The organism is Hoylesella pleuritidis (genome assembly GCF_963541955.1).
Lineage (GTDB): Bacteria > Bacteroidota > Bacteroidia > Bacteroidales > Bacteroidaceae > Prevotella > Prevotella pleuritidis.
Map to the genome: position 1 here is coordinate 25,912 of NZ_CAUTUT010000008.1, position 21,857 is coordinate 47,768.

Genomic DNA, 21,857 nt, shown 5'->3' on the forward strand with positions numbered 1-21,857 from the left:
AAATAAAACAATAAAATTAATGGCAGCATTAGGAAAAATCAGAAGCAAAGGCGTTATCCTTGCCAGTATCATTGGATTGGCCTTGTTTGCTTTTATCGCCGAAGAGCTGTTCCGTTCGTGCGATTCTATGCGCAACGATCAGCGTCAGCAAGTGGGCGAAGTTTTGGGAGAGAAGATAAATGTCAACGACTTTCAGAAGCTCGTGGACGAGTACACCGAAGTCATTAAAATGCAACAGGGACAGGACAATCTTAACGACGACCAGATGAATCAAGTTAAAGATATGGTCTGGAATTCGTTTGTTCAGTCCAAACTCGTGGAGAACGAGGCGAAGTATTTAGGACTCACGGTAACTGACGAAGAAATGCAGAACATATTGAAAGCCGGTACCAATCCAATGCTTTTGCAGACACCATTCGTCGATCGACAGACTCGGCGCTTTGATGTCAACGCGTTACAGAAGTTCTTGGCTGATTATAAGACGCAATCCAGTGCCAACCCGCAGTTGGCCGAGCAATATGGCAAGATTTACAAGTATTGGACTTTTATTGAGAAGACACTTCGCCAGCAGACACTTGCGCAGAAGTTCCAGAGCTTGTTGGCACATAGTCTGCTCTCGAATCCCGTCGAAGCCAAGATGGCTTTCAAGGATGAGAACGAGGAAAGCAATATTCAGCTCGCAGCATTCCCATATACCGACATCCCTGATAACAAAGTGCAGATCAACGATGCTGACCTGAAAGCTAAGTACGATGAACTGAAACCGCGCTTTCGTCAGTATGTCGAGAGTCGCAGCGTCAAATATGTCGACATCCAAGTGACTGCATCAACGGCTGATTTAACAGCCATCCAAAAAGAGATGAACGCTTATGCTAAAGATATTGCAGTGGCTGCTGATCCCGCAGAAGTTGTGCGTAAAAGTACATCGTTGGTGCCTTATTTAGGCATTCCCGTAGCAAAAGACGCGTTCCCAACAGATATTGCGCAGCGGCTTGACTCGATGGCTGTAGGACAAACTTACGGACCTGTGACCAATAAAGACGATAACACCGTAAACATTGTCAAACTCGTGGCAAAACAACAGCTGCCTGACTCTGTGGAATATCGTCAGATTCAAGTGGCTGGTACTACACCTGAAGTGGCCCATAAAACCGCAGATTCTATTTATACTGCACTACAAGGCGGTGCTGACTTTGCTGCTATTGCCAAGAAATACGGCCAAACAGGCGAATCTACTTGGCTTACTACTCGTCAGTATCAGTTTGCACCGTCACTCGACAAAGATTCTAAGAATCTGATTATGACATTGAATACCCTCCCGCTCAAAGAGATACGCAACCTGACTTTTGCCGCTGGTAACGTCATTGTGCAAGTGCTCAGCCGCAAGGGAATGGTGGAGAAATATACAGCTGCTGTTATCAAGAAAAACGTCGAGTTCTCCCGCAACACATATTCTGCTGCATATAACAAGTTCAGTTCATTCGTCAGCGCCAATCAAACGGCCGATGATATTGTGAAGAACGCAGAAAAAAGTGGTTATACCGTGCAGACTTCGGCCGATATTACCACGGCACAACATAATCTGGCAGGCATTCATGGAACCCGTGAGGCCCTGAAATGGCTCTTCGATGCAAAAGAAGGAGATGTTTCGCCGATGTATGAGTGTGGCGACAACGATCATCTGCTCATCGTGGTTTTGGATAAAATAAACCCCGAAGGTTATCGCACGTTGAAAGACCCGCAGGTAAATGCGATGGTAAAAGATGAAGTGATGAAGGATAAGAAAGCTGAGCTAATGAGGGCCAAGGTGAATGGCGTAACTACGATGGCAGCTGCACGGGCTAAGGGTGCCAAGTTCAGCACCATAAATCAGGTAACTTTTACTGCCCCTGTGTTCGTAGCAACTTCGGGCGCCAGCGAACCGACCTTGAGTGGTGCGGTAGCAGCCACGGCGCAAGGCCGCTTCTGCTCGCAACCCATTAAGGGTAATGCCGGCTTATATTTTATTCAAGTAATAAGCAAGACGATGCGCCCTGTGAAATTCGACACGAAGTCGCAAGAGCAGAAGCTACGTCAGCGGGCTATGCAGTACGCCGCCAATTTTATGAACGAACTTTATGCTAAAGCTGGTATAGTAGATAATCGCTATTTGTTTTTCTAAATATAGTTTAGTATGAAAATCCCGGCATTCATCGAATGTCGGGATTTTTTTATTGTTGGTCAGTTCCTAACAAAATTAAAAGGGAATGAAAAACGGTTTTCTCCTCAAGGTCGTAATCTGAAATGGGCACGATAGTGAAAGGTTAGTGATGAACTGATTCTCTGAGGCAATTTGCAGATTGTAAACGGACTTTGTCTGTCCATTATTTATGGCATTATTCTTTCATATGCATAAACGTTACTTTTGGAATTGGGCTTGGTGAGAAAATCGAAAGGACGGATAAAGTTAAGAGAGGGGATAATATTGGTCCGAGTAGATAAGTGTAAGACAACCCTATGCAAAGTTTTTAATATTTAATAGTTCGTGCTCAATTTAAAAGTTGAAGGGAGACAAACATACATATGAAAAAATAGGAGGACAGGGAGGAAATTAATTTTTTCTATACCCGAAGTAGGTAGATTTCTTTTTGTAATATTATACTTATTAATCATCGTTCTATTATTTTTTTGATTTTTGGAAAAACAACAAAATCAAAATATTTTTACTTGAAAGTGTTGCCATTTTCAAAAAAGATATTAACTTTGTACCGTGTGTTGAGATTGATAAAATTGGAAATGGTTGAAAAAAGACCGTTCTGCATAAGTCTGATTAATATCTCAAAGTATGCATAGATGTTATTCATCCATACAGATACCCTTGAAGAGAAAGCCGGTTTTTTCGCCAGCTCAAGGTAGATTTGTACATCGGATACACAATTTATTAATTAATATTACCCCTCCCCTAAGTTTAATAATTTTTATTACCTTAAAGAATAAAACATCTATTTCCCATCGCCAAAAAGCGATGGGAAATAGATGTTTTGTTATGTCCCGATTATGCATTATACTTTATATAATTAATTAAATCATAATATCAAATAATAGTGAGAGGAAATGAAAAATGAATGAAAATTTTACAATTAAAACAATGGTGACAAACAAGCGATTTTATGTATGTCCTGAGTGTTATGTAGAGCGCCTGCGTATTGAAAGTTTGCTACATCAAGTATCTGGCAGTGTGGGTGGTTTTGAAAACGGTGGTGAACTGAATGCCAAAGAGCATGACTTTGAAGATAATTTTAATGTGTTTGATGAATCGCCCGAATTGAAAGATAGGAATGTCTGGGAGGATTAAGGAATATGAAAATGATAAACGAAAAATAGTATGAAAAATATGAAACGTACAGGAAAAGCAAGAAGTTTAGCCGGTCATCTGTATCGGTATAGTTTGGCAGTTATTGGAATAATCGTATTGGCGACGGCCCTGTGGTCGTGTGCAGATGAGTATTTGGAAGTGCAGAACGGAAATAAAAATAAAGGTGGCAATCAGCTACTTGACAGTAATCACGGTGGCAGCGCGAAGGATGTCACGTCAGTTATAACCCTATCGGCAGATGCCGGTATGCAACGCCCACCCATTCAAAGAGGTATGGAACGTACAGGAGATGAGGAGGCAACGCGTTCCATCGTGCTGAATGACAAGTTTATGCCTGTAGCTGAAGGGTCGGATTTGAAAGCCCGCATCTTCCTTGTGAAGTATGACGAGAGCTTGAAAGACCAATACGGTCGTTTGGATGATAAAAAGTGTAAGTTGGCGGCAGCAGAGATTATATGGGACAAGGTGACGACCCTTAATGGTGGTGGTGTCAGTCTTCAAGCACATCCTCAAAAAATAACACTTCATTGGGTGAACGAAGGAGACCAGAACAAGGCCGTAGATATCAATCCTGGTGAGGACTGGCGTGTTTGCGGCATCATCGGTGGTCAGTACGATGAAACCGTAAAGCCGGGATACAAGTATGTGGATAAGAATGGAAATCCCCAGATAGTTGATGATAGTAACTGGAAGCTCTATTATACTTATGTGGATTTCAATCCGAAAGACCGACTTGTTAAGGAAATTCATAATGTTAAGGACAACTTAGGGCGACAGCGCGTAGCTGCTGCTTTTGGAACAGGATGGAAAAAACTTGAGGTGAAAGAGAAAAACGTTATCAATATTGGAAACTGGCAATACAAGGCGCTGGGAGTATTGTTCCGCATCAAGGTGAAGCGCAATACTAATCTCTTGGGAGGGGATGCTCATAACTATCGCTTTGCCAGTTCTCAAGTAACGGCCAGTGGAGGATTCCTCATCGGTATGAATGTGGGCGGGTCTGCTTACAATGATGTTGGTCTTCGAGCAACAGAGAATTCTCTTGAAAAATATTGGTACTGGCAAAATGAAAACGACAATCTGAATTATTACTGGGAACATACAGCCCAAAGTGGTTCTAGCAATGAGTTCCATTATGTATATAATTCAAAGAAGTTGAGAGCGACTACCCAAGACGAATATGACGAGTTTTATGTATGGGGTATGCCACATCCGAAGGTGCATATACAATATCAAGATTTTATGAGCTGTATCACACTGGAAAAGGGCGGTGCGATGCTCGGCAGGAAGTATATGGAGGGTAACCAAATCAAGTATGCCGATGAGTGGTGCTATGGTGAAGGAGAGACCAGTGAATTCAATCGTTTCAATTTCAGTGACAAGGGAGGCAAGGCATATAGTGTGGATTTAGCTGTGGTACGCCCGAGATTCAGGGCAAAGAGATCTGATGGGAAGCCTGAGTTCCCATGGCCAAATCCACTGGAACGCTTTGCACAGAGCAACTGCAAGGTATACCCCGGTGAAAAAAATGAACCGGGCTTATGGAATGATATCCTTTTCGGAGGAACTAAGAATAAGGGAGGATTCCTTGACGGCCACACGCTGAAAGCCTCTGATATTAAAATTAAAGAAATGAATGCAATAACTAAGGGACAAAAGTGGTTGCCCGATAATTACCTACTTCCTGATGGCGAACAGTGGGGGCTTGCATTACCGACTATCATAGATCCAAATACCGGATACACACAGCAGGATGGATACGGATTTTTTGATGGAAAAGTCAGTGGAACGAAGATATATAAACTGAATAGACAGATTTTCGAGGAACTTCTTACACTTTCTGATTTTCAAGATGACGGCTATGAATTCCCTTATCAGGAAACGAATGAAAAGGCAAGAATAAACAGCAACAAAAATAATAGATGTTGGAGCTTTTATTGGGCAAATGAGTATCTGCGTGAGATCTATGCTATTCGTTTTGATGCCAATGTGAAAGGAAACTCTCAAAAATACGGCCGTCGCTACCGTTGTGCTTACCGCTATATGTTTATTAATATGGCAGACAAAAAGTGGAAACGGAAAGACAATGGAAAGAAAGGCACATTTGATGACGTGAATAATGGGGATGGGGCCAGATTAGTGGTGCAGAGCCGTTGGATCGGTAACGCCTATGTCCCCTTGGACTCTTTGCAAAGTGAGACTTGGTGGGGGCCATGCAGTACAGAGAAAGGAGATCACAGAGATTTGGACGTATATCGTGTATTCCCTGTTGTTGGTATAAATGATGAAAAAGGCCATATGTGTGGCACGTATTGGTCAGCCACCTATAAAGATATTGACCCACACTTTAATAAATGGGATGCATCTGGAAACAATACCCGTTTCTGGCGTCATCTTTCTTGGGATTACGTAGCAAGATTCTATTGGTTCAACAATACTGTCTGTCGTCCTGTCCGTGCCATCATCCGCAGAGACTATCCTGAGGATGGAGAGTGGTCGCCACGCAACAATATCATAACCAGTGGGCTGAACCGATATATTAAGCGCCAGTGGGACACGGACAACTCGTGGCGTCAAGGTGAATTCCGTAAGGAGAATTTCGGAACAAAATAGAGATGTAAAAGGAAGTAATAAGAACGAGAGATTTTTTCTTTTTATAATAAAACAATTCAGAAGATGGGGTGTCAATTTGACACCCCATCTTCTGAATAATTAGACTGATGAATGAAAATCAGAATGCTTCCTCGTCGCTCACGTCTTCGGCTTCGAGATTGAGGTCTTCGGGGTCGGTATCGAATGTAGTACGATAACTTTCTTCTGTGAGCTTGTCCTCATCATAGGAATCGTCATCGTCGTCATTGTATTTCTCTGTACGATCGGATTGTCCTTCGTTCTCGTTTTCTTCATCCGAAAGATCACGTAGCTCGATATCGTTTTGATCTTTGAGGTGTATACGTGACTCTTCCGTTTCGGATTTTTCTTTGGCGAAAATAGCCTCTATCCACGTGCCTTTGGGTATTTCCAATACCTCAAAGCCGTCGTTAACTTTCTTCTCATACATCCCTCCGGTCTTATGCAGACGGTCTTGTGGTAGAGTTGTCGTACTGATATCGAATCCGTGTTCGATGATATCCTTGATGCTCTGAGAAAGAGAATCCCATCCGCCGCCGAAGTTTCGGTCGAGTACTTCTAAGAGTTTCTGGGCTGAAATATGGCGAATGTTTTCGTAAGTAAGGTCGGTGACACGCATAATAGGTCGTTTCCTAACAGCCCATTTAACTTTTGCACTGTCGTCTGTTCTCACGGTTCCGATCTTGAATCCACGCTCTTCGTATTTTTTTATGATCTCCGGTTTGTCTACTTTTACCTCTTCTATCTCAAAAGCGCCGCGCAGGATATCGGTGTAGTGTCGTATATTATCTTTTAGGTCGGCATCTTTTTCGGCAGCCTCCCATAATCGGAAAATATCGGTCTCCTGAATATCCCAGACATTGCTTTTGGTGAGCGTTTTCATCGTCAATGCATTCTTGTTTTTCTTCATCTTTCGTTTTTGTTTCTCTGTTTTATTGCAAAAGTAAATACTTTACGGCTATTTCACAAGTTTTTTGAATGAAATTTCATCGTTTCTTGCCGAATATAAATGAATTGGTTGAGACAGGACTTTTGTTGCAATGGAGCTTTCTAATAAATTGTTGATTTATTTTTATATGTAGAATCATTTTGCTACCTTTGTACGCAAGGTAAGGTAACAAGTAAGAATGAGCGAACCGTTAGCGGAAAGGATGAGACCGAGGAGTCTCGATGAATATGTGGGTCAGCGTCACTTAGTGGGCGAGAGGGCTGTACTGCGCAAGATGATCGACGCGGGACGGATCTCGTCATTTATTCTCTGGGGGCCTCCGGGGGTGGGCAAGACAACGCTGGCGCAGATTATCGCCCACAGACTGGAGACGCCGTTTTATACGCTTAGCGCTGTGACGAGCGGCGTGCGCGATGTACGTGATGTGATTGAACGTGCGCAAAGCGGGCGTTTTTTTTATTCGGCATCGCCGATTCTGTTTATTGACGAGATTCACAGATTCAGTAAATCGCAGCAGGATTCGTTGCTGGGAGCAGTAGAAAAGGGTACGATAACACTGATCGGTGCGACGACTGAGAATCCGTCGTTCGAAGTGATAAGACCGTTGCTTTCGCGTTGTCAACTTTATGTACTGCGTCCGTTGAATCAGGACGATCTGTTGCAGTTGTTGCACCGGGCTATCACGGAAGATGTAATGCTCAAGGAGCGCCAGATCGTGTTGCGGGAGACAGGGGCGCTACTGCGATATAGCGGCGGTGATGCGCGCAAGTTACTGAATATTCTCGAACTGGTGGTCGAGGCGGCCGGAGATAAGGAGGTAGAGATTACAGATGAGGCCGTAGTGAGCCGGCTTCAGGCTAATCCGTTGGCATATGATAAAGACGGCGAAATGCACTATGATATTATTTCGGCGTTTATCAAGAGTATTCGGGGGAGTGATCCCGATGCAGCACTTTATTGGATGGCACGGATGATCGAAGGTGGCGAAGATCCGCAGTTTATTGCGCGTAGGCTGGTGATTAGCGCAGCTGAAGATATTGGATTGGCTAATCCTAATGCATTGCTCATCGCCAATGCAGCGTTTGATGCGGTGATGAAAATCGGTTGGCCTGAGGGGCGTATTCCGTTGGCCGAAGCTGTGGTTTATTTGGCGGCGAGTCCTAAGAGCAATTCGGCTTATCTGGGTGTGGATGCGGCACTGGCACTCGTCAAGGAGACGGGCAACGAGCCAGTACCTTTGCATCTGCGGAATGCTCCTACGGCGTTGATGAAAGAGTTGGGCTATAACGATGGATATATTTATCCTCACGATTCGCCGGGGCATTTTGCCGTTCAGCAATATATGCCCGAATCGCTGGCCGGTCGTCGCCTTTGGCACGCGCAGCACGCTCCCTCTGAGGAGAAACTTTACCAATGGATGCTTCAATGTTGGGGAGAAAGGTATAAATGAGTTGACAAGTTAATGGGTTGACAAGTAGACGAGGGAGTGAATAAGTGAATCCTTGTTAACTTGTCAACTTGTTCACTCGTCAACTAAAAAAGAACATAATATGAAAATAGTTGTATTAGATGGATACGGCGCTAATCCGGGCGATTTGTCTTGGACGCCGTTAGAAGAATTGGGGGTGTTGACGGTCTACCCGCGCACTCGTGCCGATGAGGTTGTCAGTAGAGCGGCAGATGCTGAGATTGTGATAACAAATAAGGTGATCTTAGATAGCAACATTTTATCCGCATTACCGAAGTTGAAATACATCGGCGTATTTGCCACAGGTTTCAACACGATAGATATTGAGGCGGCGCACGCACACGGTATCGTGGTAACAAATATTCCGGCTTATAGTACGGACAGTGTGGCACAGATGACATTTGCGCATATTCTGAATATCACCAATCGGGTGGATCATTATGCCAGGGCTAACCGTGCAGGTCGTTGGGCTGAGAATGACGACTTCTGCTATTGGGATACGCCACTGTGCGAGTTGGCAGGAAAGACGATCGGCGTTGTCGGGTTAGGAAATATCGGCAGCGAGGTAGCACGCATCGCCTGTGCTTTCGGGATGAATGTGTTTGCTGTGACAAGCAAGAATGCAGCTGATTTGCCTGAGTCGATACGTAAGACCACGCTGGACGGACTCTTCGGTGTGAGCGATATCTTGACGCTGCATTGTCCGCTCACCCCAGACACACGCGAGATGATCAACCGTGAGACGATTGCAAAGATGCGTCCCGGCACGATTCTTATCAATGTGAGTCGCGGAGCTCTGGTCAACGAACAAGATGTGGCCGAAGCTTTGGAGAGCGGCCGGTTAGGTGCTTACGGTGCCGATGTGATGTGTGAAGAACCGCCTGCTAAGACGAGTCCGCTTTTCACACAACCTAATGCTTATATTACGCCTCACGTGGCTTGGGCCACTGTCGAGGCTCGAACGCGGCTGATGCAGATTGCTGTCGAGAATATTCGAGCCTTTCTTAATGGTACACCGCAGAATGTTGTCAATCCATAAAGCATAAGCGATGATTTATGAGAATCCCGATCTTGTTGCAGCCGTACAACAGGTGATCGAGTTTGTGGGTACGTTTGCTTTTGCCATCTCCGGAATCCGCCACGCCGCAGCGCGCCATTTCGATTGGTTCGGCGGTTTTGTGTGCGGTATTGTCGTGGCCATCGGAGGCGGAACCATCCGCGATGTAATGCTTGGTGAGACTCCGTTTTGGATGACTTCGGCCCTTTATCTCATCTGTACAGCCCTAGCCCAGGTCTTTGTGATTACCTTTTCGCACTCGCTGAAACGGTTAGACAATGCTTGGTTCGTATTCGATACGCTCGGTTTAGCCCTCTTTACTATTGCCGGTATGCAGAAGACACTGGCGTGTGGTCATCCGTTTTGGGTTGCGGTCATTATGGGATGTATTACGGGATCGGCCGGCGGTGTAATTCGCGATATTCTTTTGAATAAAGTGCCGGTAATCTTCCACAAGGAGATTTATGCAATGGCGAGTATTGCCGGCGGTGTTTTGTATTGGATGATGATACAATGGAAAATGAATGTCGGCGTTGCTGCCGTCATCACTTTTTTTGTTATTTGTCTCATTAGGTTTTTGGCCGTACGTTACCATATTTCTCTTCCGCTGTTGCGTGGTGAAGATAAGTGATTAAATGAGGAAGCAGAGTGCTTTCTATCGATGATAAGAAAACGGATTATTTTCTAAATAATCCGTTTTTATATATTCTTTTCGTTCTTGATTTATAAGATTGATGAAAAACACCAGGAGAGTATAATGAAAAGGGATAAAATTTGATAGAAAAAATGATAGATTAATACCTCAGTCCGGGATAAGAAAGTTGTTTTTCTGCCGGCGGAACAAACTTTTCCGTTTTTCGATTCTCAATCTGCGGAAACCGGTCGAAAAATACTTTTTTTCTCTGTTTCCACTTGGAATTGTTCATAAATCTTTGTTTTTCTTCTAATTCCATCGGAAACAGCAAATAAATTTAAATATATTTACACTTTCTAAATGGAAAGAAGAAATTTATTTTTGTTTATTTGCACTTCCCGATGGAAAGAGAGAATATATCTTATTTATTAACGCTTCCTTGTCGTCTTGAGAATATTTCTTTTTCTTTATTTTCCGATGGATTGAGCTACTTTCTCATAAAAAGATCTTCTCTTTCCATTCGCAGGTAAATGATAGAGTCGCTTTTCGGTTACTTTCTTATTCCGAATTGGCGCAGATTAATAACAGGAATCTCTGATTCTCGTAGATTCCTCTTTCCTTTCATAGGTTTTTAGAAACTATTTGTGTTAGATGAGAGGTATAGGACTTCTTCACGAGAAGTCCTATACTTGTGGGGCAGAAGTATAGGACTTATCATCAAGCGAGTTATATATAGTTATGCATAAATCTAAGGCTATGGCTTATTCTAAGCTGAAGTAAATTAAGTTATTGACATAAATTTGTTTCGATCTAAATTAAGCTGTAGATGGTAGGGAATATTGTTGTTTGTGCCTCTCAAATAGAAGGCAGATGCAACTCAATTGTAATACTTCCTTCGAAGAATAGTGTTGTTTGTGCCTCTCAAATAGAAGGCAGATGCAACAGAAAAGGAGGGTATTTAAGAGGTTTTATTGTTGTTTGTGCCTCTCAAATAGAAGGCAGATGCAACGAGGTCACGGCGATTTTTATACGTCTCACGGTTGTTTGTGCCTCTCAAATAGAAGGCAGATGCAACTAAATCTTGTATATGGAGTGCATTGTTTTAGTTGTTTGTGCCTCTCAAATAGAAGGCAGATGCAACATTTATTAACATCAAATATACATATATTAAGTTGTTTGTGCCTCTCAAATAGAAGGCAGATGCAACTGTGAAAGCCGTTAGACCGATGTCTACTAGTTGTTTGTGCCTCTCAAATAGAAGGCAGATGCAACCTTTCTTCAAAATCCATACCGGAACTTTGCGTTGTTTGTGCCTCTCAAATAGAAGGCAGATGCAACCGTGTGCACAAACAGATTGTTGTTGAACACGTTGTTTGTGCCTCTCAAATAGAAGGCAGATGCAACTGCATCATTTTTTTCTATTTTTTTTTTATGTTGTTTGTGCCTCTCAAATAGAAGGCAGATGCAACAGGCGGTATGAAAATCGAAAATCATATGGGTTGTTTGTGCCTCTCAAATAGAAGGCAGATGCAACGATATCGAGCGGCTTATGTCTAGTACGATTGTTGTTTGTGCCTCTCAAATAGAAGGCAGATGCAACAAAGGGGTTAACATCACTGACTGACATCATGTTGTTTGTGCCTCTCAAATAGAAGGCAGATGCAACTGACTTAATATTCTCAATCATCTTTTTTATGTTGTTTGTGCCTCTCAAATAGAAGGCAGATGCAACTAGATTTAATGATTCCGTTGCTCCTTGTTAGTTGTTTGTGCCTCTCAAATAGAAGGCAGATGCAACAAGGAAGATTTTTTATATCAGGATTATTCGGTTGTTTGTGCCTCTCAAATAGAAGGCAGATGCAACGCTATATTGTATAATCAATAGAGAGAAAGAGTTGTTTGTGCCTCTCAAATAGAAGGCAGATGCAACCCAAATGACTTAAATGCCTGATTCTAATATGCTTTGTCCCTTTCTTTTTCAATATAAATTCTTTTCTTTCAGATTATTTGAAATGTAAATCCCGTTGCTGTAAATTGATAGCTTCTCTGATTTTTATTGAGAGGTTTTGATGGATTTCTATCATTCTCTTTGCAAGTTTCAGGTTCTTTATTATTATCTTATCTTTGGGATTGTCCTTTTCGGTAAGCAACAGCCCATAGACGAGACTTCTATATTCAAATATCAGCGACATTACCTCTTTTGATAGAAATATGCCATTGCCTTTGTTGTATATCTCTTCGGTTAGCTCTTTTATAAACTTACGTATATTGGCTTGTCTGAAATAATAAACATTCTCTCCGCCGCCCTTAGGCTGCTCCCACACCAATATGCAGTCGTCGTTTTCTGTATCTGTAATAAATCTAAGCAATTTATAAATGCTTTGGTGTGCCTTCAATATAGCTTCATACTTTGCACATTCAATACTTTCAAAACTCTCTTTATGTAGTTTCTTGATAGCATAGCGATATGTTAGGTAGGCTGCAATAACGATTGGTACTAAACTGCTCAAGGTACTAAACAAGGCAGTAGCCACCTCTTTTGAAATTAATGTACAGTCCATAATCTTATTTTTTAGTTTCTGATTTCTTTTTCTATTTCTATTATTCTTTCTATTGTTTCTTTAATTTTATCTTTCAGTTGCTTGGCAATACCAAGTCCCTCCTTTTCAGGAATATCAGAAGAAAGGCTGAGCAGCTTCATACCTTTGAAGACCTCGCTATTGTACATCGGATATTGATTGTGCGAAAAGGCATTCCGTACGGCAACAAGGAGGTCTACGTCGTTCTGAAGCCTTGCTTTGTTTGCCTCGCCTTTGCCTTTCAGCCAACTTTTTAGCATATCACTGAATTTGTTGGTTGGCAAGTTCTCGTCGTTGTCTATTAGCGTTTTTTCTAATGCCAACATATCTTTGATAATATCTATTCTTGCTTTTTGATAGGCTCCAAGTTCATATTCTACACGCAATTTGCTGATAGGCTTACTCTTCGATTCTGCTTCAGAAGAAGTTTTAACGAACGAGAATAGACCATTGAGCCTGCGGTCTTTTACCAAAGCCTTGAAGTTTCCTTGTTTTAAGAGCTTGGTTCCAGTTTCTTCGATGTAAATGGTATGCAAAGGTTTGTCCTTTACTATATTGAAGGATTTGTCAATTTCATACACCGTAACAGGTAGCTGCATCGGCATTATTCTGTTCAGAATATTGTTCTTTTCTTGTTTTGCTGTGTCTGTGTCGATATCCTTTAAGCGAAGCTTTTTCAGTTCTTCGACGTTCAGTCCCTCCACTTTCAGCTTATCAATCAGTTCCGTACACAACAGCCACGTTACGATGTCTTGGTTTCGCACCAGTCGTAGTTCCCGCTCAAACTTATTCCAAGATTGAAATTCAAGATAAGAACGGTGTTCTTCTTTTTCCTTGTCTGTCATCTTCTTGGACTTTTCTTTGGCTTTATAATCCTTGAACTTGTCTTTCTTTTTATCCCACAGTTTTCTACGTTCCTCACAATGTAAGAAATTCTTTTCTTCGGGTTTGTGTATATTACCCACGTTGTAAGGGAAGCTGTAAAATGGCTGTACGCAGTTGTTAATTTCTTTTTGGGCATCTTCTTTAAAATATTCTTCTTTGAAGAACAAGGGAATTACCTTTGCAACCAAACCAACTCTGTCGAGGGCTTCAACTTTCTTGTATTCCTCCGAATCGTTCTGATGTCTTTTAAACCATTCTTTTATAGGTTCTGTAAAGATACCACGTGGCAGATTAAATCCGTTTTTCCACCCTTGCACCAATGTTTTGCGGTTGGTCTTTGGCTCTTTAAGCATAAGGAAGTATTGGTTCTTCTTCCAATCTTCAGGCTTTAATTTATTCAGAAATTCTATCTTTGCTTTCAAATAGTTGCGATAGAAAGACAAGATGTTGTAACATTCTTCCCACTTGGTATCTTCCAAGAATGGGTGGGGATTGCTACTCTTTATGAGATTAACTTGTATGAAGTAACGAGTAGGTTTTTCTTCCTTGTTGTAAAGCGCAAGCGAGCGTTGCAGCATCTGATATTCTGTGCTGTTGGCTTTACTGTTGTTCTGTGGTTTGCCCTCATTGTCTTTTTGAACAGGCTGGAAACGCATCATATCGTTTACCAACCAGCTTGCAATCTCGCCAGATTTCAGTGTGCTGTTGCATCTTTTACCGTTTCGTATCTTTCCCTTTAGCTTTTTATCAAGAGTTTTAAGACGATTTTCTGTGGCAAGTATCATCTTCTCTTGTTTGGTTTCAGCCTTTTTTGCCATATCTTTATGCTCGTCTTTCAATATGGCAATCATCTGTTTGGGCAGATGTCCTATTTCAATATCTTTGTCCTTACAGTGTTCTTCTAATTCTTCTATGCTGTTTATCTCACCATTGGCAAAAGCATCGTAAAGGGCATATATGTCTTTTATTTTATTCTCAATGATTTCTTCTATCTTATGTTTTTCTTGTTTATTGTTTTTATTTCCTTTCTTCTTTGTTCCTACTTCATTATCCTCTTTGTCATTATCAGTATTTTCCATCTTTAACAACAGATAGTAGAACATCATCGGTAATAGTTCATGTACGCTCAAGAAAGCCTCTGCTTGATATGGTTTATCAAGATTATACTTGCTTTTTTCATTCTTCTCGCCATTTGTTTTGAGTGATGGCCAAATATTATTGTTATCATTTCTAAACCTAATACCTATCTTTTGGTTCTCCAAATGATAATGCGGTGTGGTTTCTGAGATATACTGTTCGTTTGAAGTTTCGTAAATATCTAAGTCCTTTACGAGTGCTTGCCACTCATTGGGTCGCTTCTGCTTGGCAAACTCTTGTATGCGTTCAAAACCATATAACTTGTGCGTAAGGTGGCGGTCTTCCTTATTATCACCGATTAGTTTCTTATAAATGGAGAAATGATAGGTGCCCAAGTCTATTTGGAAACGAAGATTTTTGAATATCTCGTTATAGTCGAAATAACGCAATGCAAAGTAAGGGAAACGGTCTTGGTGTCTTACCAATGTGTTTCTGAAAGGCTCTTGTTCGGCATCGTAGTCCTCGTCTATGGAATCGAAGGGAACTTTGAACTTTTCTCTGTATGCTCCTTGCAGGCGTTCATACAGCGATTTGGGGCAACGAATCAGCTCGTTGAGCATATCGAGCAATATCCAGTCTTGTGTTTGCGTGCTTTCCAATCGTATTTTTGGCAAGAGCATTCGGCTCCTGCAAAATACCTCGTGGGTCATTTTCTCTTTGTTCCCCCTATTGTCTTTGAAGCCTCTGAGTTTTTGCTGCATCCATATTGCATCTTTCTTTTCAAGGAATAAAGAAACAAAGAAGAGCAAACCGTTTTTGGTTATCTTTCCTTTGTTATCTTTATCTGTAAAAGAATAATTGAAATCTTCTTTTCTTTCAAGATGCTTGAAGTCTTTTTCAGGGTCTATATCTTTGTTATATTGGTAATCATTTATCACTAACTGAATATTCTCATCAAAGATATTATACATCTTTTCCAATAGTCCTTCCTCAAACTCTGGTTCTTTTGAAGATTCAGAATACTTATAATGAGAATAATAGTTTCTCGCTTCTTGCAGCTTCTCTAAAAATAGAAATAAACAATCCTTCAGACTTTTAAACGATTGGGCTTTGGCTTGTTTTTCTTCTTTTACTTCTTCCTTATCTTCTTTGTTATTGCTGTATATTGCAGCTTCCAAGAATGGGAAATGTTTTATCATCAGTTCTCTTAGTCGATCAGTCTTATTAAGGTCCCCATTAACTTTTGCCCAATGAGTTTTAATGGCCAATATGTCTTGGTCATTATCAATAATTATTTCTTGGTTTTTCTTGTTTTTTAGTTCCAGCGTTTTGTTTATATGGTTCACTGTAATATAGACATTGTGGCGTGCCAAATTAAGGAATGCCGCCCAAAAATGCTTATCGTTTAACGTGTAGCAAGCTGATTCTTCGAGTCTTTTATCGTTTTCCATTCTCACTAGTTATATAATATTAGTTTTGGCAAATATACGATTTTTCTTTCTATACTGCAATAAATTATATCTGTTTTTTCATTTCTTTTTTCTCGCCACAGAGATACAGGCCGATGAAAGTAAGGAGACCATTGAGTATTAGCAATTCATAGCCGAACTGATAGCCCGTGATGCAGCGTGTCAGCGCCTCAATGAGGAAACATAACACGGGCGATGCAATGGCGATGAAAGGTACAAGTCGGTCGTTAGTACTGTGCTTGGTCAGCAATCCGAAAGCGAAAAGTCCGAGGAGTGGGCCGTAAGTATAAGAACAGAGAATGTAAATGGCGTCAATGACACTTGTGGAATTGAGTATTCGGAAGAGTAAAATAAATACGACGAATAAAACCGAGATGAGCAGATGAGCTCGTTTACGCAGTTTTTCGTCATCTTCACGTTCGCAGATGTCTATGCAAAAGATCGTGGTCAGAGCTGTAAGTGCAGAGTCGGCACTGCTGAATGAGGCGGCAACGATACCGAGGGTGAATAAGATCAGTACCGTGTTCCCTAATTGCCCCGTGGCTGCAAACATCGGCAACAGTTCGTCACCGGAAGTTGGCAGTGGTGTTCCCGTACGCAGAGCCAACATCGACAACAGCACGCCTAATCCCAGAAACAGCAGGTTGACCGGAACGAAAGCGAACCCATAAGTGCACATATCTTTTTGTGCTTCGCGTAAAGTTTTGCAAGTGAGGTTTTTCTGCATCATATCTTGGTCAAGTCCTGTCATTACGATCACAATGAAAATACCGCTGAGAAACTGTTTCCAAAAGTTTTGTGTAGATACCCAATCGTTAAAAACGAAAATCTTGCTTCGACTGTCTGTATAGATGGCTTGCACTGTTTCTGGAATACTTAGATTCATCTCAGTTGTCACATTATATATGATAAGGATGAGTGAGACGAACATACACAAGGTTTGGAAAGAGTCGGTCCACACTAAGGTTTTGATTCCGCCGCGACGGGTGTAAAGCCATATCAGTGCTACCATTACTAAGACTGTCACTGCAAAAGGAATACCTGCGGCATCGAAGACAAAGCGTTGGAGGATGATACACATCACATAGAAGCGTACAGCGGCACCGGTCATCTTAGATAAGAGGAAAAATGAAGATCCGGTTTTGTGTGCCCGTCTCCCTAATCGGTTGTGGAGATAGGTGTAAATACTGGTCAGATTGAGTCGGTAATACACGGGAAGCAGCAAGAAAGCCACAGCAAAATAGCCGAAAATAAAACCGATGCAAGTCTGCATATAGGTCATATCGATTTTGTTGACCATACCCGGTACAGAAATGAAAGTCACACCCGAGATCGATGCACCTACCATTCCGAATGCTACCATATACCAAGGCGAACGACGATTACCCCGATAAAACGTTTTATTGTCAGCCTTTCGGGATGTCAATCTACTGAATAATAGCAACAAACAGAAGTAGGCCGTTACAGTTAATATTATCATCATATTGGGGACAAAGGTAATAAAAAAATACTAATTGGCGAGAGAATAATTGGACGAGTAAATGAGTGGATAGGTAAACGAGTTGACGAGGAAGCACGCGAATTAGTTCGTCTGTAATCATCTTCCTTGTCTCCTTAGTTGGTTTGATCTTCTTGTTCCTAAAGAATGCTGATTGTCGTCTCTAAGGGAAGGTAATTGTTGGTCCTGAGAGAATATTAGTTACTATTCTCTTTCTTTGGAGGGATCGTGGTAGGTTGTATAATGCGTACGTTCGGTGCCACGGTAGAGGAGGCTCAATGTTTACCCGTGCGGGCAAGGACATTATCACTACGTTAGTTCTGGATAAGAACATTGTCTGAAAAGTTGGTAATCTCACTTACTTTTTTGTATTTTTTATAGTTGAAAATCAATTAATTGCAAAATATATAAGCGATGATTACCATAGACAAAATTACAGAGATTTTCTGTATTATCGATGAATTTTGCAAGAATTTGGGTACAGACTTGAGTAAAAGCCTCCAGATACTTCTCCCCCTGACCAGGAGTATAGACACTTTTGTCATCGTAAGGGACGCATGTCCGAGAGTGAGATTAGGACTATTCTTCTGTGCTATCATTTTGGGCCTTTCCATAATTTCAAGCATTATTATCTGTTCTTTATCAGGGAGTGTTTGAGCGGTTATTTTCCCTCCGCCGTGTCCTACAATCGTTTCGTGGAGCTTCTGCCCCGCGTATTCTTCCAAATGGTGGCTTTTATGAGAATCTATTCCTTTTGTCGGTGTTCGGGAATCAGCTTTGTAGACAGCGCGATGATTCCCGTATGCCATAATGCAAGACGATATTTCAACAAGGTTTTTGACGGCTTTGTCAAGAGCGGGAAAGGCACGATGGGATGGTGCTATGGATTCAAGCTGCACTTACTCTGCAATGATACGGGAGACATCATAACCTTCTGTTTCACACCGGCTAACGTGAATGACAGGGATGAGCGTGTATGATTGGCTGTGAGAAGTCCCAGAGTAGTGGGGCAGTACTCTGGGACTTCTCAGGCAGAGGTTCCGGACTTCTCGTTTGACGGATAGGTATTTCGGATCCAGAATCTTCTAAAAACGCGAAACAGCAGATTATTTTACAATCTGCTGTTTCGCGTTATATCTAAGATCATATTTTAATATGAGTTCGATGCAAACTCTCTTCTAAACAAGGGTGAAAGTCGTAACGGAGTTACGGCAATCATAGCAACGGAGTTACGACCAATGCCGCAACGGGGTTACGACAAATGCAGCAACGGAACAGCGATAAACATTGCTCCTCAGATACCGCAAATACTGATATTCTTGAAATACGATGTCCCATCCGTTGATAAATTTATCGAACCCACGTTATATGTACTGTCTATTTCAGTGCGTTTAAGATCATCTCTTTCAATTCCGGATGTGTAGGTGCCGGAGCCGCAAAAGAAACCATACGTCCCTCTCGGTCGATAATCATAAATCGTGGGACGCCTGTTACGTGATAATCGGGTGCGAATCCTTTGGTCCAACTGTCGATAAAGATGAGGTTGCCTGATAGCTGGTGTTGCTGGATAAGTTTTTTCCATCGGTCTGTCTCTACCCATACGCCTATGCATACGCTTAGAAAAGTCAGGTCGGGGTGGGAAAGCTCTTGTTCCAACCGTTTAAAATGAGGTATCATTCGGATGCACGGTGCACACCAGGTTGCCCATACATCTACAACCACAACTTTGCCGTGCAGATCGCTTAAAGAGAGCGTGGAGCCGTCTGGCCGGACACCTTTGAAGTCGATGGCCGTCTGTCCTGGTTTTGACCACGCTAATTGTTCCTCAATCGGTTTTAAAGCATTCTGTAAAGCAGTTGACAAAGGCAGCTCTCCCAAAGACTGGCGTAATGCCGTATACTTTTCATAATAACGCAGTTGGCGTGCTATTTGATACAGATAGGCTTCACGTAATGGTTGATCTGATAAAAGCTCTGCTCTTTGCAGATAATTCTCTGGTTTGATGGCTTGTTTCTCTGCTTTATAGTCGATGTAAGAGGCGAGCATTTCAGGAGCATAAGGTAGTTGGAGAATGGCTGTCTTGCGGAATAATTGATCATAAGCTTGCAGATCGGCCTTACTGATGAAGTTTTCGTCTACATCCCCAATATGATTCTTTCGGTAGGCTAACATAAAGAAGGCCAGGTCGGCATCGATTTTCAAACTTAGTAGGTCGGCTTTTTGTCCCTTGCCTTTCAATAGTTGCTTCAAGCCGGAGGCCGTCTGTTTTAATGTCTTCATTTCTTGTGCAAACTTAGCAGGATCGACAGTCTTACCGCCCGGAATGTAATTGAAGAGATAAGCGTGCAGAAAGGTCTGAGCACTCTTGGTAGCCCAAGAGGCGAAGTTTTTTTCTTCTGCACTGAGTCCGCCCGTTACTTCAAGCCGCTCATTGCTGTATTTCACAGTCAACTGTTTGCCGTCTTTCAGGTAAATTCCGTGCTTCAGTCCCGACTCATTTGCAAGTACATAGAATCCATTATATGGCAAGGTCGGTTTCAGGACGAATCTCCCGTTTGCGTCGGCTTGGCCTGTTGCACATAGGCTGTCAAAGTTCTGGGTAATGGCATAAAGGCTGATTTTACTTCCTGATTCTGAGTCGATTGTACCTCGGATAATGACACTGGCAGAGGCTGACAAACAGAGGCTTAATGCCATTATTACTGTTGCTATTTTGTTCATAAAGCTTTAAAATAAAGTAGATGTATAAATACCACGGGGTGTCTGACTCATAAAGCAAGCACGTTTCACCTCGCCTTTTCCTTCTAATGTTTTAACGGCTGGCATTACTTTACCGGCATTTACAGGATGTAGGTAGAGCTTATAACGACCGTTTTCCGAGGTTGCAATAGCCAAATAATCGAACCAAGAACTGTCGAGCCCATAAGGAGAGTATTTCAGAAATTCCATATAAGTGATTTTCTCGCCGGCCGTCCAGCTTATACCTTGTTCCGATTCGGTCATATTGTCGAGATTGCAGGTATAAAGTCGGTTGTCCTTGGCATAATAGATAATCCGGTTGTTTTGGTTCAATGTCCTGTGTTGAGCTTGTAAAACACTCAATGTTCTGTTTAGTTCTTCTATTTTCTTAATAGGGTTTGAATCCATATTATTAGGTTGCCCGTTGAGGGTAAGCAGATAATATTTATCTTCTTTCTTCTTTTTCATAATGGCTAATGCAACGTCTCCTTGGGTATAGGCCGAAGTAGTGAGACCACCCATAAAGAGCAGATCCATATCCATATTTTTAGGAGAAGGAACTCCGTCGGTAAAGTAGTCGATATTTGTCGACGAACGGCTCACACTGCAAAAAGAACTGTTCTTTTCGTTAAACAGCAAGGGTAATGATCTGCCTGAATGTTGAATGGGAGAAATACGATAGTCTCCCAAAGTTTTGATGATAAATTGTTTATAAATGTCATAGCGGGAGTTGAAAAGCGTGTAGATATGATCGCCCGCATAAACGTGTACATCCGATGGACCGGCAAACATACTGTGTACTTCTCTCCGTGTAGGCTTGTCGATGAAAAGAGCGTCATAACCTCGAATGATTTTGCCCGTAAAATAATCGAGAGCAGCCAAGTCGTTACGGCTTGCTATAAATACGGCATTGACTCTTTTGTCTTTCTGTGTTGACTCGTCGAAGTCCCAATAGCAAAAGGTAAAGTACAGATTTTGTGCGAGACCTTGTAAATGGTGTCCATTGGCCGTGTGTATGATGTCTGTTTTTGTCTTCTCGTCCGAGAAGAAATCAATATCTGTGCTGTCGTTTTCACTTTTTAGTACCCACCAGCCAGTATTCATGTCTGTGGTTACGTGCAGGTCATATTCCTCATAGGCGAATACCCCGGTAGCCCTGTCTTTGGCACATAAACGCAATTTGTAGCTGCCCACATTCAAGTTGACGGCATAGTCTAATTCTTGTTTGTGTGAAATTGTATCTAATTGTTCACCCCAAGAAGCCGAAGCTGGGATTATGGCCCAGAAGCAGTCATACTGTCGGCCTTCGGGATAAATCTTCGGACTTATTTGCAATTTGTCTCCCGTCGGACTTACTGTATAAGCATTTTTTACCCCTTCTATATGAATGTTGAGAGGATCTTTGTAATTATAGTTGCCATTATCCGAAAAGCAACTGTTCAGCAAGAAAGCTGTTATAAGCCCTAAAAAAATATTGATATGTTTCATCTGTTTCTATGTTTTTGAATGATAAGTC

At 41.9% G+C, this 21,857-nt stretch carries 12 protein-coding genes, 1 pseudogene and 1 CRISPR repeat array; of the genes and pseudogenes, 7 read left to right on the forward strand and 6 right to left on the reverse strand.

What is annotated here, in order from left to right:
• Window positions 1–19 precede the first annotated feature (19 nt).
• The 3 genes from RWY97_RS04660 to RWY97_RS04670 all read left to right on the forward strand — a co-directional run bounded on the left by RWY97_RS04660 (window position 20) and on the right by RWY97_RS04670 (window position 5,968).
• Window positions 20–2,161 carry a peptidylprolyl isomerase gene (locus RWY97_RS04660; protein ID WP_315565791.1) on the forward strand — a complete coding sequence of 714 codons (2,142 nt, stop codon included), beginning with the start codon at window positions 20–22 and terminating at the stop codon, window positions 2,159–2,161.
• Window positions 2,162–3,127: 966 nt separating this feature from the next.
• Window positions 3,128–3,334, forward strand: coding sequence for a hypothetical protein (locus RWY97_RS04665; protein ID WP_024991777.1), 207 nt, complete (start codon window positions 3,128–3,130; stop codon window positions 3,332–3,334).
• 30 nt (window positions 3,335–3,364) lie between these two features.
• On the forward strand, window positions 3,365–5,968 hold the full coding sequence (locus RWY97_RS04670) for a hypothetical protein (protein WP_315565794.1): 2,604 nt from the start codon (window positions 3,365–3,367) through the stop codon (window positions 5,966–5,968).
• Between the two features lie 118 nt (window positions 5,969–6,086).
• Here RWY97_RS04670 and RWY97_RS04675 read toward each other — a convergent pair whose 3' ends face one another.
• Window positions 6,087–6,896 carry a hypothetical protein gene (locus RWY97_RS04675; protein ID WP_314077728.1) on the reverse strand — a complete coding sequence of 270 codons (810 nt, stop codon included), beginning with the start codon at window positions 6,894–6,896 and terminating at the stop codon, window positions 6,087–6,089.
• A 217-nt stretch (window positions 6,897–7,113) separates the two neighbouring features.
• Here RWY97_RS04675 and RWY97_RS04680 point away from each other — a divergent pair, with 217 nt between their 5' ends.
• The 3 genes from RWY97_RS04680 (at window position 7,114) to RWY97_RS04690 (ending at window position 10,091) form a co-directional block, all read left to right on the forward strand.
• Window positions 7,114–8,385, forward strand: a complete 1,272-nt coding sequence (locus RWY97_RS04680) for a replication-associated recombination protein A (protein WP_315565797.1) — start codon at window positions 7,114–7,116, stop codon at window positions 8,383–8,385.
• 100 nt (window positions 8,386–8,485) lie between these two features.
• Window positions 8,486–9,442 (forward strand): D-2-hydroxyacid dehydrogenase, encoded by a 957-nt coding sequence (locus tag RWY97_RS04685; RefSeq protein ID WP_273178291.1) that lies wholly within the window; start codon window positions 8,486–8,488, stop codon window positions 9,440–9,442.
• A 10-nt stretch (window positions 9,443–9,452) separates the two neighbouring features.
• Window positions 9,453–10,091, forward strand: coding sequence for a trimeric intracellular cation channel family protein (locus RWY97_RS04690; protein ID WP_273178290.1), 639 nt, complete (start codon window positions 9,453–9,455; stop codon window positions 10,089–10,091).
• An 844-nt stretch (window positions 10,092–10,935) separates the two neighbouring features.
• Window positions 10,936–12,024: direct repeats of the CRISPR family, unit length 36 nt; unit sequence GTTGTTTGTGCCTCTCAAATAGAAGGCAGATGCAAC.
• Window positions 12,025–12,097: 73 nt separating this feature from the next.
• On the opposite strand, the gene csx28 is transcribed toward RWY97_RS04690, so the two are convergent.
• The 3 genes from csx28 to RWY97_RS04705 form a co-directional block, all read right to left on the reverse strand.
• Window positions 12,098–12,655 carry a type VI-B CRISPR accessory protein Csx28 gene (csx28, locus tag RWY97_RS04695; RefSeq protein WP_021584705.1) on the reverse strand — a complete coding sequence of 186 codons (558 nt, stop codon included), beginning with the start codon at window positions 12,653–12,655 and terminating at the stop codon, window positions 12,098–12,100.
• Between the two features lie 11 nt (window positions 12,656–12,666).
• A complete protein-coding gene (gene cas13b, locus RWY97_RS04700) occupies window positions 12,667–16,086 on the reverse strand; it encodes a type VI-B CRISPR-associated RNA-guided ribonuclease Cas13b (protein WP_315565799.1) in 3,420 nt (1,139 codons plus the stop codon).
• A 64-nt stretch (window positions 16,087–16,150) separates the two neighbouring features.
• Complete coding sequence (locus RWY97_RS04705) at window positions 16,151–17,587, reverse strand: sodium:solute symporter (RefSeq protein ID WP_315565801.1); 1,437 nt, start codon at window positions 17,585–17,587, stop codon at window positions 16,151–16,153.
• 429 nt (window positions 17,588–18,016) lie between these two features.
• Here RWY97_RS04705 and RWY97_RS04710 point away from each other — a divergent pair.
• Window positions 18,017–18,579 (forward strand): annotated as a pseudogene (locus tag RWY97_RS04710) (transposase); the annotation flags it as partial.
• 400 nt (window positions 18,580–18,979) lie between these two features.
• Here the strand turns inward: RWY97_RS04710 and RWY97_RS04715 are convergent.
• Together RWY97_RS04715 and RWY97_RS04720 are read right to left on the reverse strand one after the other, a co-directional pair.
• The gene (locus RWY97_RS04715; protein WP_315565803.1) at window positions 18,980–20,323 is read right to left on the reverse strand and encodes a TlpA family protein disulfide reductase; all 1,344 of its coding nucleotides are present in this window, start codon (window positions 20,321–20,323) and stop codon (window positions 18,980–18,982) included.
• 6 nt (window positions 20,324–20,329) lie between these two features.
• Complete coding sequence (locus RWY97_RS04720; protein ID WP_315565805.1) at window positions 20,330–21,829, reverse strand: PKD-like family lipoprotein; 1,500 nt, start codon at window positions 21,827–21,829, stop codon at window positions 20,330–20,332.
• Between the last annotated feature and the right edge of the window lie 28 nt (window positions 21,830–21,857).